General features: G+C 34.3%; 15 protein-coding genes. 3 read left to right on the forward strand and 12 right to left on the reverse strand.

What is annotated here, in order from left to right:
- Positions 1 to 250: 250 nt before the first annotated feature.
- Both lpxK and CLU83_RS21465 read left to right on the forward strand, forming a co-directional pair.
- Positions 251 to 1,276: a tetraacyldisaccharide 4'-kinase gene (lpxK, locus tag CLU83_RS21460; protein ID WP_100433825.1), complete on the forward strand. Its 1,026-nt coding sequence runs from the start codon at positions 251 to 253 to the stop codon at positions 1,274 to 1,276.
- Positions 1,248 to 2,060 carry a purine-nucleoside phosphorylase gene (locus tag CLU83_RS21465; RefSeq protein ID WP_100433469.1) on the forward strand — a complete coding sequence of 271 codons (813 nt, stop codon included), beginning with the start codon at positions 1,248 to 1,250 and terminating at the stop codon, positions 2,058 to 2,060. The genes lpxK and CLU83_RS21465 overlap by 29 nt, the downstream gene beginning before the upstream one ends.
- Here the strand turns inward: CLU83_RS21465 and CLU83_RS21470 are convergent.
- From CLU83_RS21470 to lipA, 3 genes are all read right to left on the reverse strand, one after another.
- Positions 2,043 to 4,229 (reverse strand): ATP-binding protein, encoded by a 2,187-nt coding sequence (locus CLU83_RS21470; protein WP_100433470.1) that lies wholly within the window; start codon positions 4,227 to 4,229, stop codon positions 2,043 to 2,045. The genes CLU83_RS21465 and CLU83_RS21470 overlap by 18 nt on opposite strands.
- 51 nt (positions 4,230 to 4,280) lie before the next feature.
- The gene (gap, locus tag CLU83_RS21475) at positions 4,281 to 5,309 is read right to left on the reverse strand and encodes a type I glyceraldehyde-3-phosphate dehydrogenase (protein WP_100433471.1); all 1,029 of its coding nucleotides are present in this window, start codon (positions 5,307 to 5,309) and stop codon (positions 4,281 to 4,283) included.
- 66 nt (positions 5,310 to 5,375) lie between these two features.
- On the reverse strand, positions 5,376 to 6,275 hold the full coding sequence (gene lipA / locus CLU83_RS21480; RefSeq protein WP_100433472.1) for a lipoyl synthase: 900 nt from the start codon (positions 6,273 to 6,275) through the stop codon (positions 5,376 to 5,378).
- 246 nt (positions 6,276 to 6,521) lie between these two features.
- On the opposite strand from lipA, the gene CLU83_RS21485 reads away from it, so the two are divergent.
- Positions 6,522 to 7,382, forward strand: a complete 861-nt coding sequence (locus CLU83_RS21485; protein WP_100433473.1) for a M48 family metalloprotease — start codon at positions 6,522 to 6,524, stop codon at positions 7,380 to 7,382.
- A gap of 81 nt (positions 7,383 to 7,463) precedes the next feature.
- Here the strand turns inward: CLU83_RS21485 and CLU83_RS21490 are convergent, their stop codons facing one another.
- The 9 genes from CLU83_RS21490 to CLU83_RS21530 form a co-directional block, all read right to left on the reverse strand.
- On the reverse strand, positions 7,464 to 8,297 hold the full coding sequence (locus CLU83_RS21490; RefSeq protein WP_100433474.1) for an energy transducer TonB: 834 nt from the start codon (positions 8,295 to 8,297) through the stop codon (positions 7,464 to 7,466).
- 282 nt (positions 8,298 to 8,579) lie between these two features.
- Positions 8,580 to 9,131, reverse strand: a complete 552-nt coding sequence (locus CLU83_RS21495; RefSeq protein WP_100433475.1) for an RNA polymerase sigma factor — start codon at positions 9,129 to 9,131, stop codon at positions 8,580 to 8,582.
- Positions 9,122 to 10,231 carry a glycosyltransferase gene (locus CLU83_RS21500; RefSeq protein WP_100433476.1) on the reverse strand — a complete coding sequence of 370 codons (1,110 nt, stop codon included), beginning with the start codon at positions 10,229 to 10,231 and terminating at the stop codon, positions 9,122 to 9,124. The genes CLU83_RS21495 and CLU83_RS21500 overlap by 10 nt, the downstream gene beginning before the upstream one ends.
- Before the next feature lie 72 nt (positions 10,232 to 10,303).
- Entirely contained in the window at positions 10,304 to 10,918 is a 615-nt protein-coding gene (locus tag CLU83_RS21505) for an FMN-binding negative transcriptional regulator (RefSeq protein WP_100433477.1), read from the reverse strand.
- Between the two features lie 10 nt (positions 10,919 to 10,928).
- Positions 10,929 to 11,375: a GNAT family N-acetyltransferase gene (locus CLU83_RS21510; protein ID WP_100433478.1), complete on the reverse strand. Its 447-nt coding sequence runs from the start codon at positions 11,373 to 11,375 to the stop codon at positions 10,929 to 10,931.
- A 25-nt stretch (positions 11,376 to 11,400) separates the two neighbouring features.
- Positions 11,401 to 12,414, reverse strand: coding sequence for a UDP-N-acetylmuramate dehydrogenase (gene murB / locus CLU83_RS21515; protein ID WP_100433479.1), 1,014 nt, complete (start codon positions 12,412 to 12,414; stop codon positions 11,401 to 11,403).
- A gap of 37 nt (positions 12,415 to 12,451) precedes the next feature.
- Positions 12,452 to 13,123, reverse strand: a complete 672-nt coding sequence (locus CLU83_RS21520; protein ID WP_100433480.1) for a DUF2461 domain-containing protein — start codon at positions 13,121 to 13,123, stop codon at positions 12,452 to 12,454.
- Between the two features lie 7 nt (positions 13,124 to 13,130).
- A complete protein-coding gene (locus CLU83_RS21525) occupies positions 13,131 to 13,829 on the reverse strand; it encodes a thioredoxin domain-containing protein (protein ID WP_100433481.1) in 699 nt (232 codons plus the stop codon).
- Between the two features lie 277 nt (positions 13,830 to 14,106).
- A complete protein-coding gene (locus CLU83_RS21530; RefSeq protein ID WP_100433482.1) occupies positions 14,107 to 15,186 on the reverse strand; it encodes a DNA replication/repair protein RecF in 1,080 nt (359 codons plus the stop codon).
- Positions 15,187 to 15,351: the final 165 nt, after the last annotated feature.

Genomic DNA, 15,351 nt, shown 5'->3' on the forward strand with positions numbered 1-15,351 from the left:
ATAGAATTAAAAATGAGGTGTTTAAAGGGTTTTGAAGAGAATTTCATGTTTGATAAACAGATTTCAGAAAACGATAAAAAACGATATGTTAATTTATCGTTATCATAATTCTAGTACCCTTTTTTTGTTAAAAAATAATACGATAAAAGGATCTTGTTTTGGAGATTTGTCTGAATATAAATTGGTTAAAAAACATTTTTACATTTGTAATTGCTTTCGCTATTATCATAAAATGCTTTACTTTCGTAAAATGAATTTACTTCGAAAAATATTGTTCCCTTTTGCTGTTTTATATGGCTTTATTACGGGCATTCGGAATTTTCTCTTTGACAGAGGGGTTTTAAAATCTTATTCTTTTAATCTGCCTGTTATTGCTGTGGGAAATCTTAGTGTAGGCGGGACTGGGAAAACACCGCAAATAGAATGTTTAATTCGGTTGCTTTCTAATCAATATAAGGTAGCAACTTTGAGCAGAGGTTATAAAAGACAATCAGAAGGATTTGTTTTGGCCAATGAGAATTCGGATGCATTAGAATTGGGGGACGAACCTTTTCAGTTTTATCAAAAATTCAAAAACATTCAGGTTGCGGTAGATGCCAATCGAAAGAATGGTATCGAACAATTACTCTCTGGCTCAATTAAACCGGATGTTATTTTATTGGATGACGCTTTTCAACATCGAAAAGTAAAGGCAGGCTTGTACATTATGCTTACTTCCTACGGAGATTTGTACTGTAATGATTTTATACTGCCCATGGGGAATTTGCGGGAGAGCAGAAGCGGAGTGCAAAGAGCTAATATTGTTATTATTACAAAATGCCCGCCGAATCTATCCTTGGAAGCTCAAAATGCTATTAAAAAAGAGCTGAATCTTTCTCCAAATCAAAGTTTGTTCTTTACCTTTATAGAGTATGATGAAGTGGTTTATTCGGATAAAAAAACGCTGAAAGCAGACGAAGTTAAAGCAATGGATAAATTGCTTTTGGCAGGTATTGCAAAGCCTGAATCGTTTTTTGCCCATTTGAAGCAGGAAAATGATGAATGTTTGACTTACCCGGATCATCACCATTTTAGCGAAAGCGAATTACAGGAAATTAAGAAAAAAGCAAACGGCAGAATTATCGTAACAACAGAAAAAGATTTTGTTCGATTGAAGGGGAGTATTTTAAGCAGACAGCTTTATTATTTGCCCATAAAAAGTTCATTCTTTTCTGATGGAGATAGTTTTGATAAATATATTTTGAATTATGTGGGACAAAGTACAAGAAACAGTTAGTTACATTAAAGGGAGAATTAATTTTAGTCCTGAGTATGGTGTGATTTTAGGCTCAGGTTTGGGAGGATTTACGGAGGAAATTACAATAGAGCATGTGTTGCCTTATGATGAAATTCCTAATTTTCCTGTTTCGACGGTTCAAGGACATAAGGGCGCATTGGTTTTTGGAACTATCGGGACTAAAAAAGTAGTCGCTATGCAGGGACGCTTTCATTTTTATGAAGGATATTCCATGAAAGAAGTTACTTTTCCAGTTCGTGTGATGAAATATTTAGGCGTTGAAAAGTTAATCGTCTCGAATGCTTCGGGGGGTGTGAATTCAAATTACAAAGTGGGTTCTATTGTGATAATTAAAGATCATATTAATTTTATGCCAGAGCATCCTCTTAGAGGGAAAAATGATGAGCGTTTTGGTCCAAGGTTTGTAAATATGAGCCAGCCTTATTCGGTTGAAATGATTGCCAAAGCCAAAGCCATTGCACAAGAATTCAATATAGAAATTCATGACGGTATTTATTTAGGTTTGCAGGGGCCAACTTTTGAAACCTTAGCCGAATATAAAATGGTCAAAATTCTAGGAGCTGATTGTGTAGGAATGTCAACAGTTCCAGAGGTTATTGTAGCCCGTCACATGGAACTGGAAACCTTTGGAGTTTCTATTATTACAGATATGGGTGATGAGGAAAGTATAGTGACCATTTCACATGATGAGGTTTTACAGGCCGCCAAAGGCGCTGAACCTAATTTGCGAAAGCTTGTTAAGGAGTTAATTGTGAGGGGTTAAATTTTTGAAGTTCTGTGCAATGGTAGTATAAAAATCTTCTGGAATAAAAGGTTTTGTAATGACATCGGTCATGCCAAATGAGATTAACATTTCTCTGTTTTCATTTAATGAAATGGCAGTTAGTGCAATAATAGGAGTTGTGGTGTCAAACTCTCTAATTTGCTGTGTTGCAATAGTACCGTTTATTCCCAATAAATGGACATCCATTAAAACTAAATCGTAAGTGCTGTTTTTTAATACTTGGATAGCCTCTTCACCATTATCCAAAATGGTGCATTCCATTTGTTTTCTCGAAAGCATTTTTTGGGTAATCATTTGGTTGATTTTGTTGTCTTCAACTAATAATATTTTTTTATTTTTGAATATTTCGGGATCGTAATTTTTAATTTCCGATTTGATTTGAACAGGTTTTGGATCTGTTTTAAAATTCAATTCAAATGAAAATGTTGAGCCTTTGCCAACAGTACTCTTCAAAAGTATACGGCCACCCAAAATTCGGACGAGTTTTTTTACAATAGTTAGCCCTAGTCCTGTGCCTCCGAATTTTCTGTTGATTTCGACCGATCCTTGAGAAAAGCTTTTGAAGACTGTTTTTAATTTGTCTTCAGGAATTCCAATACCAGTATCAATTATTTGAAAATAAATAGTTGCATTTTCGTTTGTGTAATTTCTTAAACGGGCAATAACACTAACCGTACCATTGTTTGTAAATTTTAAGGCGTTATTGATTAAGTTCATGAAAATTTGAGATAATTTTGTTGGATCGCCTATTAAATTTTCAGGAATATTTGAGTCTATTTTAAGAATAAATTTGTTGTTATTTATGGTCGCAATTTCCTTAAGAGAGTTTTGGATATCTATTAATAATTGTTTGAGATTAAAGCTGATGTATTCAATTTCTAATTTATTGGAATCTATTTTATTGATTTCTAAAATGTCATTAATAAAATTAGTTAAATAACTGCCCGAAAACTGCAATGACTTTAGGTAGTGCATTTGGGTTTTTTTTGGGTTTTCTTCTAACAATAAATGTGTTATTCCGTTAATAGCGTTTAACGGTGTCCGAAGCTCGTGACTCACTGTTGATAAAAATTCAGATCTGGCTTTTGAAGCTTCTTCAGCTTTGTTTTTGGCGACAATTAATTCATTGTTTTTTTCTTTTAATAATGAATTGGTCTGATTGCGTATAATATTATTTTTGTACAGTGATAAACTCAATAGGGAGAGGATAGAAATTATCGCAATGGCTAATATGCTTACAAGTCTGGAGAATTTGTCATTTTTTTCTTTCTCCTTTTTTTCTTTCTCTTTCTGTAATTTCTCTTCAATTCGTTGAGACTCTTTGAATGATTCATAATCGTTAATGCCGAGTTTTTCGTCATTTTCCAGAGTAATGCTTTCTTTTAAATTCAAATATTTTTTTAAATAAGTATAGGCAGCGGTCTTATCTAACATTTTATCATGAGTTGTGCTTATAGCTAATAAAATATTTGACTGCTGGTTCAGGTCTCCAGTTTTTTTATTTAATTCTAGTGCTCTATTGAAATAATTTAAAGCCAGATTATATCTCTTTTTTTGAGCTTCAATTGTTCCTGTTTGATATAATGCTTCCGTTTTTGCTAGAGTATTGTTTTGGGGTTTAGCAATGATAGAGCTAAAGATGGATGATGCTAAGGAATTATTGTTCTTGTATTTTGAAAGTATTCCTTTTTGAAGATTGATTTGATCAGTGTATTCTTTAATGCCTAATTTTTTTTGAATTTCTTCAGCTTTAAGGATGCTCGCTTCAGCAAGAATGTATTTCTTTTTTTCTATATAAGTAAGTCCAAGATAATAATAAGCAGTAGCTTTTTCTTTAGTAGGTTTTTCAGAAATACTGTTCAATATCGCAATGCTTTTGCTGAAAACTTCTATGGCATCATTTTGAAGCTTTAGATCGAAATAGATTTTGCCTAATTTGAAAGTCTGATTGGCTTGAGCCTCAATCTTATTGTTTTTTCTGCAATAATTGATTGACTTTTGGGTGTATAATAAAACGTCTTTATAATTATTTTCTTTTTCATTATCAGCTACCAACTTTGAATAATAGGCAACACTGTCTATAGGCGCTTTTTTTTGCGGATACAGTTGGGTTTGTAAGAAAAAAAACAATATTAAGAAGTATTTCATGGGTTGCTATTTATGGATATTCTTTATCTTTTGATAGTAACTCGTAGGCCATTACTTATGTTTTTTTGCTAAATTTACACTTTTATTCGAGTTCAATAATGAAATTAAATCAATGATCCGGGAAGAATAACCAATTTCATTATCATACCAGCCTACAACTTTTACCATCTTATCAATTACTGAAGTAAGCTGCGAATCAAATATACATGAATTTTTGTTGCCAATTACATCTACTGACACAATTGGATCTTCAGTATATTCTAAAATACCTTTTAAATTGGTTTTTGAGGCTTGTTTGAAAGCATTATTTATCTCTTCTATGGTAACTGTTTGTTTTACATTGAATGTGATATCAGTCAAAGATCCATCGGGTACAGGGACACGAATACCGCATCCGCCCATTTTGCCGTCTAGTGATTTGAAAATTTTGGTTAAGGCTTTTGCAGCACCAGTTGTTGTAGGAACAATAGACTGGCTTGCTCCTCTGGCTCTTCGTAAATCTTTGTGAGGCTGATCATGCAAACTTTGATCTGTCGTAAAGGAATGGATAGTTGTGATATAAGCTTGTTCGATACCGCATAATTCCTCAATAACTTTAATCATAGGTGCCGCATTGTTGGTCGTGCAGCTGGCATTGGATATAATCGTTTCGGTTCCGTCAAGAATTGATTCGTTAACACCTAATACTACAGTTTTTATTGTGTCAACCTCAGATGGAGCAGAGAGGATTACTCTTTTGGCTCCAGCCAAAACATGAGCATTTATTTCATCAAAAGTTTTATATTTTCCAGTAGATTCTATAACAAAATCGATGTCTATACTTTTCCAGTCTAAGTTTGAGATGTTTTTTTCGTGGAAAAATAAAAAATGTTTTCCGTCAACTTCAATTCCTTTTTCATCGTGGTTTACCGCAAAAGGCAAAACACCATGAATACTGTCGTATTTTACCAAATGAGCCATGGTTTTTTTATCGGCAATGTCGTTGATGGCAACTACTTCAATAGTTGGATGGTTTAAAAGAAGGCGGAATAAATTTCTTCCAATTCTTCCAAATCCATTAATAGCGATTCTTGTTTTCAATTCTTCGTTGATTTGTTTGACCGTTTAATCGTTTAGTCAGTGGAGCAATTAAACGATTATGCTTTTTTATAAAATATGCTTTTGGGCTTTGTATGATGACCGTACTAATGGACCACTTTCTACATGGCGGAAACCTAATTCCAAACCGTATTTTTCATATCGCTTGAATTGTTCAGGAGTTATGAATTCTTTTACAGGAAGGTGTTTTTTACTTGGCTGTAAATATTGTCCAATAGTAACTATGTCAACATTGGCAGCTTTTAAATCCCGCATGGTTTGAAAAACTTCTTCTTCCTGTTCGCCAAGACCCAGCATAATTCCAGACTTGGTTCTGTTGATGCCTTTTTCTTTCAGGTATCTCAAAACTTCTAAGCTTCGGTCATATTTTGCCTGTATGCGCACTTCACGTGTTAATCGGCGGACAGTTTCAACGTTGTGCGATACTACTTCTGGATTCGCCTCTACGATACGGTCGATGTTTCTTTCAATGCCTTGAAAATCTGGAATCAATGTTTCAAGAGTAGTATTCGGGTTCATTCTGCGGATGGCTTTTACAGTTTCAATCCATATAATAGAACCGCCGTCTTTCAAATCATCTCTGTCAACACTTGTAATTACAGCGTGTTTGATATTCATTATTTTGATAGAGCGGGCTACTTTTTCAGGTTCATCCCAATCTACAGTTTCGGGTCTTCCGGTTTTTACGCCACAAAAACCACAGGAACGAGTACATACATTTCCCAGAATCATAAAAGTTGCGGTTCCTTCACCCCAGCATTCTCCCATATTTGGGCAGCTTCCTGATGTACAAATAGTATTCAGACTATATTTATCGACAAGGCCTCTAAGTTCGGTATATTTTTGTCCTATTGGGAGTTTTACTTTTAGCCATTTGGGTTTAGTTATGCCTTGTTCAGCTTCGCCTCGGATTCCAACAGGCATTGTATTATTTAAAACAGTTTCCATATTTCAATTTTCAGACTGCAAAGATAAGCAATGTAGTTTTAGAATTCGAGTTCCATATTTGTGAAATTTGATAAAACTTGTTGGGATACCGACTCTGTTTTAAGTTTTTTGAATAAAAAATGTTTTGGCATTAAATGAATTTAGGTATTAAAAGGCATTAAAATTTTACAGATTTGAATAAAACGGCTTTCAGTTGTTTTTAAACTTATAGTATATTTGTATTCTTAAAATAAATAAAAATAAGAGATGAACACAAAATCATTATTACTAGGAGCATTAGCTGTTTTACTTGGAGTTTCTACAGCACAAGCGCAAATTAATTTTGGAGAAAAAGCATTAGGTGCTGTTCAAAAAGGAATTACAGGATTCACTTTTACTGATGCCGATGCAGCGGCTTTGTCCAAACCAGCGGTTGATAAAATGGATGCCGAAAATAAAGTAGCAGCACCAACAGATCCTTATGCTATTCGTTTGGCCAGAGTTTTTGGAAAACATACTCAAGGTGAATTTTACACGCTGAATTACAAAGTATATTTAACTAAAGACATCAATGCTTTTGCTACTGCAGATGGAAGTGTGCGTGTGTTTTCCGGTTTGATGGATGTAATGGATGATAATCAGCTAATTGCTGTTATTGGTCACGAAATTGGTCATGTTCATAATCATGATTCCAGAGATGCCATGAAAGCTTTGTATCAAAAAGAAGCTTTGATTGATGCTGCTGCTTCCCAATCTGTTAAAGTTGCAGCAGTTACCGATAGCCAATTGGCTAAAATAGGAAGTGCTATGATTGACAGTAAATACAGCCGTAAACAGGAATCGGAAGCCGATTTGTTTGCTTATGATTTTATGAAAAAAAACGGGTATGATGTAAATGCTGAGGAATCTGCATTTAGAATATTGGCAAAAATGAGCGAAGGTGCTCAAAGTTCTTTTATAGATCAAATGATGAGTTCTCATCCTGATTCTCAATTAAGAGCAGATAATGCCAAAGCGAGAGCTGAGAATGATGGTTTGTATAAAGCGTATGTGCAAAAGCCAATTGTTAATACTCTTCCAAAGAAAACTGCAGCTGTCACTAAAAAGAAAACTGCTAAAAAGAAATAATAAATCTTGAAAAGTGTTTAGAATTAAAAAGAGAAAGCTGAATTATTGTAATTCAGCTTTCTCTTTTATGTTAGTTAAAATCTAATTTGTTTGAATTGTAATCGGTAAATTATAAGAGGTTCGAACTGCTTTGCCGTCAAGAATTCCTGGACTCCATTTGGTTTTTAATGATTTTAAAACACGGATGGCTTCTGCTCCTAATCCGTAACCAGGATCTTTTATAACTCTGATGTCTGTCATGCTTCCATCTTTTTCAATAACAAAAGAAACACTCACACGAATTGCCATTTCACTGTCCAGTTCTGGTTTCTCAAAATTATTACCAACATAAGTATAAAATTTGTTGATTCCTCCTGGAAATTCAGGTTTTTTGTCTAATACAGCACTATTCATAACAGTGTTGGTAGGTACACTAGGGGTGTCAACTCCAGTGCCTGTTCCTGTTGAGGTTCCTGTGCCTACACCAGTTCCGCCTGTACTTGCAGTACTATTATCTGTGATGTTTTTGAGTGCGTCATTGGTGGCAATGGGTTCGGTAGTTGCTTCTGTAGGATGAGTAATTATGGGATTTGTTAGTTGCTGTGGGATATTAATATTCTCAGTAATTGGTTGGGTAACTTTGGGCATTGGTGCTTCTTCTTCTGTTTTTGGCGGCACATAAGCATCGAAATTTGAAACTACAAGTGGATCTGCCTCAGCTATTGGACATGAAATTATAGTGCCATGATCGGGATTCAGATAGTTATAAACCATCGGGATGCTTACTGCAGCAGTCAAAAGCGATGCTCCTATAAAGAGGGCAAATAAGGATGTCTTAGCGTTTTCTTGGCGTAAATGATACGCACCGTATTCTTTGTTTCTGTTTTCGAATACGATGTCAGTCCAGCTTGTTTCGTAGAGGTTTAGTTTAGACATAATTTATTGGATTTAATGGTTAAAGTAGAGATTAAATCATAAGCTAAAAGGAGTTTTAGTTTCTAACGCAAATAACAGGAATTTTAGTATGTGTGAATGTGATTATTTTTTAATAAAATTGTTAAATAGATGTTGTTGTGAGTAAATATAAGAATATTTATTAAGTATAACTATAATTATTTAACAAATTAATTCTGTTAATGTAATTGAGTTTTATGACTCTAATGTGAGGGAGTAATGTGTTTTTTTGGACGTTATTCAGTAAAATATTTTTTGATGCAATTATCTTCTATTCTGTATAATTTCAGAAAGCAGTTTTTTGGCACGAAGCAATTTTATTTTTACATTGCTCAATGGCTCGTCAATTTTGTTAGCGATTTCCTGATAGCTCATTTCCTGAAAATAACGCAACTGAATCACTTCTTGATAATGCGGTTTCAGTTCTTTGATGAACTGCAGTAATTGAGAAAGATTTTGCTCGGTAATTAATACATCTTCTGCCGATGGAGTAGTGTCGGCAACATTATAGGCAGTTTGGTCTTGTTCGTCTGTAATTTCAATAAACAGACTTGATTTTTTTTTGCGGATTAAATCGATATGCACATTTTTGGCGATAGATATCAGCCAAGTATTGAATTGAAATTCAGAATTATAAGTAGCTATTTTATCAAAAGCTTTAGAGAAAGTTTCAATGGTAATGTCTTCGGCAGTGGTTTCGTTTTCAGTGCGTTTCAGCATAAAACCATACACCTCATTCCAATAATGGTTCAATAGAAAAGTAAAGGCGGTCTGGTTTCCTTTTTTAGCTTTTTCTATTTGTTTTTTTATTTCCAATGCGCAGGTTTTGAAAAAATGTTAGCCACAAAGACATTTATTTGTGTGAATATAAGTATAATTTCGATAATAGGATACCAATACATTACATCTTTTTCTTTTAATTTTCCAGCTGCAAACCCTATAACAATCCATGAAACTAAATAACGAAATCCAATAAGGCTTAAAACCAATATCCATTGAAATTGAAAAACCAATAATACAATTGGTGTTAATAGGAACAATAACTGTGAGCTAAAGAAAAATCCCAGTTGTATTTTGTCGAATGTTTTGTAGTGGCTGGCAGTGGCAACATGCCTTCTTTTTTGGATAAACCAATCTTTGAAAGAGGTTTTTGGTGCCGAGTATGTAAAACTTTCAGGTGTATAGCTGATAGTTGTGTTGTCTGAATCTGCGGCCTGATTGATAAATAAATCATCATCGCCAGAACGGATTTGGATATGGTCGATAAAGCCGTTTACATTGAAAAATTCTTCTTTTTTGTAGGCTAGATTACGTCCAACTCCCATATAAGGCTTGCCTATTTTTGCCCACGAAAAATATTGAACAGCCGTAAGCAGAGTTTCATATCGGATTATTTTATTCAAAAAGGAATTGGCTATTTTCTCGTAGCCGCCATAGCCCAAAACAATGGTTCTTTGTTTTGTGAACTGGGAGCTCATCGCAGTGATCCAATCTTTGGAAGTTGGGTAGCAGTCTGCATCAGTAAACAATAAATGCTCTTTCTGAGCAGCTTTGATTCCTAATGTTAAAGCGTATTTTTTGTTTCCCCAAAAAGCTTCGTTGTTTTTTACTTTAACTAATTTTATGTTCGGATACGTTTTTTCAAACTCTTCAAATATATCCAAAGTAGTATCGCTCGAAGCATCGTCAATCAAAACGATTTCGAAGTCGGGATAATTTTGTTCGGCCAATAGAGGAATATATTTGATAACATTGTCTTCTTCATTTTTGGCACAGACAATTACAGAAACAGGAATGTTTTTAGGGCTAATTTCCTGTGCTTTTGCAAAAGAAAACTTCCCAAAAACAATCAGATAATAAAAAAGTTGAATGACAATTATTGCAATAAAAAAGTATAAAGTAAAGGTTAGTATCATTGTATTTTCTGGCTTTTAAAAACGATTGCAAATGTAATTAGCAATTGTCAATTATCAATGTAAAATCAGTAATTACTTTCTGGAATTAGCCATTTCTTTCGCTACAGCCATAGACTGAGGGTTTTCTGTTTTTTCTAATTCAGAAATAATGTTTGCATAATTTTTGTTATCTCGGTTTTGTGACATTTTATTTTTGGCTTGTATCTCTTCAACTTTAATTTCAAAAGCCACAATTCCGCGGGTCTGCATCATTGTTTTTTTTGATAAATCAGCTACACGAATGGGACATTTAGAGTTTTGTTCGTATTTGTCTACGAGTTTGGTTAACGAATCAATTACCGCATCTCCTTCTACGATTTTTATTTTTCCGTAAATATGAACTGCCGAATAATTCCAAGTGGGAACATTCTCGTGATCATACCAAGACGAAGATATATAAGCGTGCGGTCCTGTAAATACTGCCAGTACTTGGTCATCCGATTCAAATGCGGTCCATTGTGGATTCTCTTTTGAAATATGCCCCATCAAGATTTCTTCTCCGTCTTTATTGATTTCTAATTCCAATGGAATATGCGTTGCCCATAATTTTCCATTGGTTTGGTTGATGAGAATGCCAAAAGCATTTGCTTTTAGAAAGGTTCTGATGGCTTCTTTATCTTTGTTTTTATATAAATCTGGAATGTACATTTTTATGGTTTTAAAGTGTTTTTTGAAAACAAACTGCGTCTAGACGATCAATATATTTACCATAGTTTGGTATTTTTATATAGTTTGAATTCATATAAAACGAACAAGCTTCTTTATTTTTTACTCGTGTTTCCAAAACCAATTCTTCAAAACCGAACTCTTTTGCTTTTGTTTCTAAAAAAGATAAAATGGATTGTCCAATATTTTTTCTTGGATATTTGGCAAACATTCGTTTTACTTCTCCTCTTTTTTCAGAAAGCGGTCTAATTGCTCCGCATCCCACAATTTCAGCATCTAATTCTGCTATTACAAATACAAATTTAGGATTGTTGTATTCCCAATCTGTAAATGAGTTTTTACCGTCACTTCCAAATCTTTCATAAAGATTTTGCGATAATTCTTCTATTATAGAATAAGCGCTAGGCTCATTTGGATTTGAAATTTTTATTGCCAGCATTTTGTCTAATTGAATTATTTTGAATCTAGATTATATTTACTTCCGCTTCAATGTGAATCCCAAACGTATTGAAAACAGTATTCTGAACAGTTTTGGAAACATTCAAAATTTCTTGTCCTGTTGCATTTCCGTAATTTACGAGAACGAGTGCTTGATTTTTATGAATTCCGGCATCGCCAAAACGTTTTCCTTTCAAACCGGATTGTTCAATCAGCCAACCTGCGGGAATTTTGACCTCCGTTTCCGAAATGTCAAAGAATCTCATTTCAGGGAATTTTTGGTGGATTGGCTCAAAATCGGATTTTAAAAGAATTGGGTTTTTGAAAAAACTACCGCTGTTCCCTAATTCAGCAGGATCTGGCAATTTGCTTTTGCGGATGGTAATTACGGCATTGCTCACGTCTTTTAAACTGGGAGTTGTGATGTTGTTTTTTGCTAATTCGGCAGTGATGTCTCCGTACGAAGTATTTATTTTATGGTTTTGTTTTGTTAGTTTGAAAACAACAGAGGTTATAATGTATTGGTCTTTCACCTCATTTTTGAAAATGCTTTCTCGGTATCCAAAATTACACTCTTCTTTGTTGAAGATTCTGATTTCCTGAGTTTCAATATTTATTGCCTCGCAGGAAACAAAAGTATCTTTGATTTCGGTACCATAAGCGCCAATGTTTTGTACTGGCGTTGTACCAACATTGCCAGGAATTAGCGACATGTTTTCGAGTCCGCCAAAGTTTTGGTCTATTGCCCAAAGTACAAATTGATGCCAGTTTTCACCAGCCTGACTTTCAATCCAAACAAAATCGGCATTATCTTTGATGATTTTTTTTCCTTTTAAATCAATATGAATTACCAAAGCTTCGATGTTTTTTGTCAAAAGCATATTGCTTCCTCCGCCAAGAACGAATTTCTTTTGGTTTTTGTTTTGTTCTAAGATGCTTTTCAATTCAGACACGCTGTGAACGGCAACAAATTGTTCGGCTTTGGCTTCGATGCCAAAAGTATTGTAGTTTTTTAAAGAAAAATGATGCAAAATGGTCATAAAGAATTGTAATTAATAAGTAGTGTTTGGCTTTGATTTATTCCGAATATAAAGCCCTGTCTATGAAATTATTGAATGGTTTTAATGCCAACATTTTTTTTGCCATTATTGATACGAAATCTTTTTGGGTAACTAATTTGGTATCGAAAGGCTGAGTGGCCGTAAAGCTTTTTAATTTTAGGAATTCAATGGCTGGATCTTCTTTGTCGTAGCCTTTTGGAGGATTTTTCAAAGTCGAATTTTCGTCTCTATTCAAATTTTGATAAATAGATTGAAATGTTTTATCGTTTAGAATTTCTTGTAAATCATCATAGAAAAAGTGAATTTCTTTTCTAATTTTTTGAAGCTGGTCTGGTTGTGGGCAATATATTCCACCTCCAACAAAGCATTTCCCATTTTCTATATGAATGTAATATCCTGGAGCTTCGGTGTGTTTGGAACCTCCAGAAATCCAAATTCCCAAATTCGTTTTGTAGGGTGATTTGTCTTTGGAAAAACGAACATCACGATTGATTCTAAAAACACAGTTTTTGACTTCTAACATTTCTAATGAAGGATCAAGCGGTTTAAGCGCGTCAAGAAACGAAGCGACCAATTGATGGTAGTCTTTCTTTACGGTTTCGTAGCGTTTTTTGTTTTCAAGAAACCAATCACGATTGTTATTGGCTTTTAAATCTTCGAGGAATTGTAATGTATCTTTTGAGAGCATAGACGGATTATTGTAATTGGGTTTTTAAATCTTCTTCGCTAATAAAACCTGATTTTTGCCATTTGATGGCTTTATTTTCATATAATACTAAAGTAGGAAGTTCACTGATTTTCAATTCCTGCATAATGGTTTTATTTTCATCGGCATTCAATCGGATGATGACTACTTTATCAGCCATTTCTTTTTGCATTTTTAGGATATAAGGCTCCATTTTTTTGCAGGGAGTACACCAAGGCGCATAAAAACTAACCAGTACTTTCTTGTCGGATTTTAATAATTCGGCGTATTCCTGAGGGCAAACACCGATTATTTTTGTATCTGGTTTTGCTAATCCTGCGGCTTCCCATTTGAGCATTCCGCCGTCAAGATTGTAAACGGTTGTAAATCCCAATTCAGCTAATTTCTCGGATGCTTTGGCACTTCTTCCGCCACTTTTGCAATACACAAAAACGGGTTTTGTTTTGTCGTATTTGTCTGTTTTTAAAATAAAACTGTCGCTCAGCCAATTCACATTATCGGAGTTTTCGATATGTCCCGTTGCATATTCCTCTGGTGTGCGAACATCTAGAATTTGGGCATTTGGAGTCGCTTTTATTTTCTCTGAATAGGAGTTAACGTCAATGGTTTTAATGGCTGGTGATGTTTGACCATTGCAGGAGAATATAATAAAGGAGATAACGAATAAATATAGGTGTTTAATTTTCATCTAGGAATATGTATTATAATTTGTGTAAAAATACGTTTTTTTTGCTTTTTGGAATCTTTGGAGACTCTTAAATAAAAGTTACAAAACTCGTAGGGTGATATTTTTTAAACACATAGAAACATAGGATTTATATTGTTTGAAAAGAGTTTGATAGATGTTCTACTTGTCACATAGTCAATCTATGTGGAAAATAGTGCTATTTTCTATTCATATTCAGTTTACAAATCTATGTGTCTATGTGTTTCATTTTATATTCAAACTGAGTTTCATAAAAGGGTTACAAATTAAAAAGCGTATAGCTCTGTAGTGTCGATTTTACGATTGTTTCCGTGCGTTCGGGATGCGTGTCTGATATGAAAAGCTGTCCAAAGGTGTCGTTGTTGACCATTTCGATGATTTTGGATACGCGGTTTTCGTCTAATTTATCGAAGATATCATCAAAAAGCAGAATGGGTTTTACGCCGCTTTGTTTTTTTAGGAATTCAAATTGTGCCAGTTTCAATGCTATCAAAAATGATTTTTGCTGTCCTTGGGAACCAAATTTTTTGATGAGATGATTGTCGATTTCAAAAGAAAGATCATCTTTATGAATGCCCACGCTGGTGTATTGCAACATTCGGTCTTTGTTGATGCTTTGCTGTAAGAGCATCAGTAAATCATTTTCGAATAAATGGCTTTCATAAATCAACTGGACTGATTCCTGAGAACCTGTTATGTTGTGATGATGGAAGTTAAAAATAGGAATGAACTCGGCGATGAAGGTTTTTCTTTTTTCGAATATGGATTGACCAAATTCGGTTAACTGCTCATTATATATAGATAAGGTATCATTGTCATAGGTATGATTCAGCGCAAAATACTTTAATAAAGCATTCCGCTGGCTCATTACTTTTTGATAATGAATGAGCTGTTGCAGATAGTGTGGATCCAATTGGGATATCACGCTGTCCATAAATTTTCTTCGGGTTTCGCTTCCTTCGACGATTAAATCTCTGTCGGCTGGCGAAATAATAACCAACGGAATAAATCCGATGTGGTCCGAGAATTTATCATAGGCTTTTCCGTTGCGTTTCAGTATTTTTTTTTGGCCTTTTTTGAGACTGCAGACAATTTGTTCGGTTCTTTCGTTTTTTTCAAATTCGGCGTCAATTACAAAAAACTCTTCGCCGTGTTTGATGTTTTGAACTGCCAAAGGATTGAAATAACTTTTTCCATACGACAAATGATAGATGGCATCCAATACATTGGTTTTTCCGATGCCGTTTTTGCCTACAAAACAATTGATTTTGCTGTCAAATTCGAAATTGGCTTCGGAAAAGTTTTTGTAATTGAATAACGATATTTTTTTTAAATACATCTGAAGTTCTTGCTGGAATTGTTGACTTTGAAGCCTTTTTTTGGACGGTTTCTAAGAGGGTGCAAATTATTGAAAAATATCGATATAAAGGATGGAAATTGTGTTTTCGTTTTTTTTACCACGTCCGTTCGCTCGCGTGAGGGATAGAAATAAGCTACCGAAGTA

This window comes from Flavobacterium sp. 1 (assembly GCF_002797935.1).
Classification (GTDB): domain Bacteria; phylum Bacteroidota; class Bacteroidia; order Flavobacteriales; family Flavobacteriaceae; genus Flavobacterium.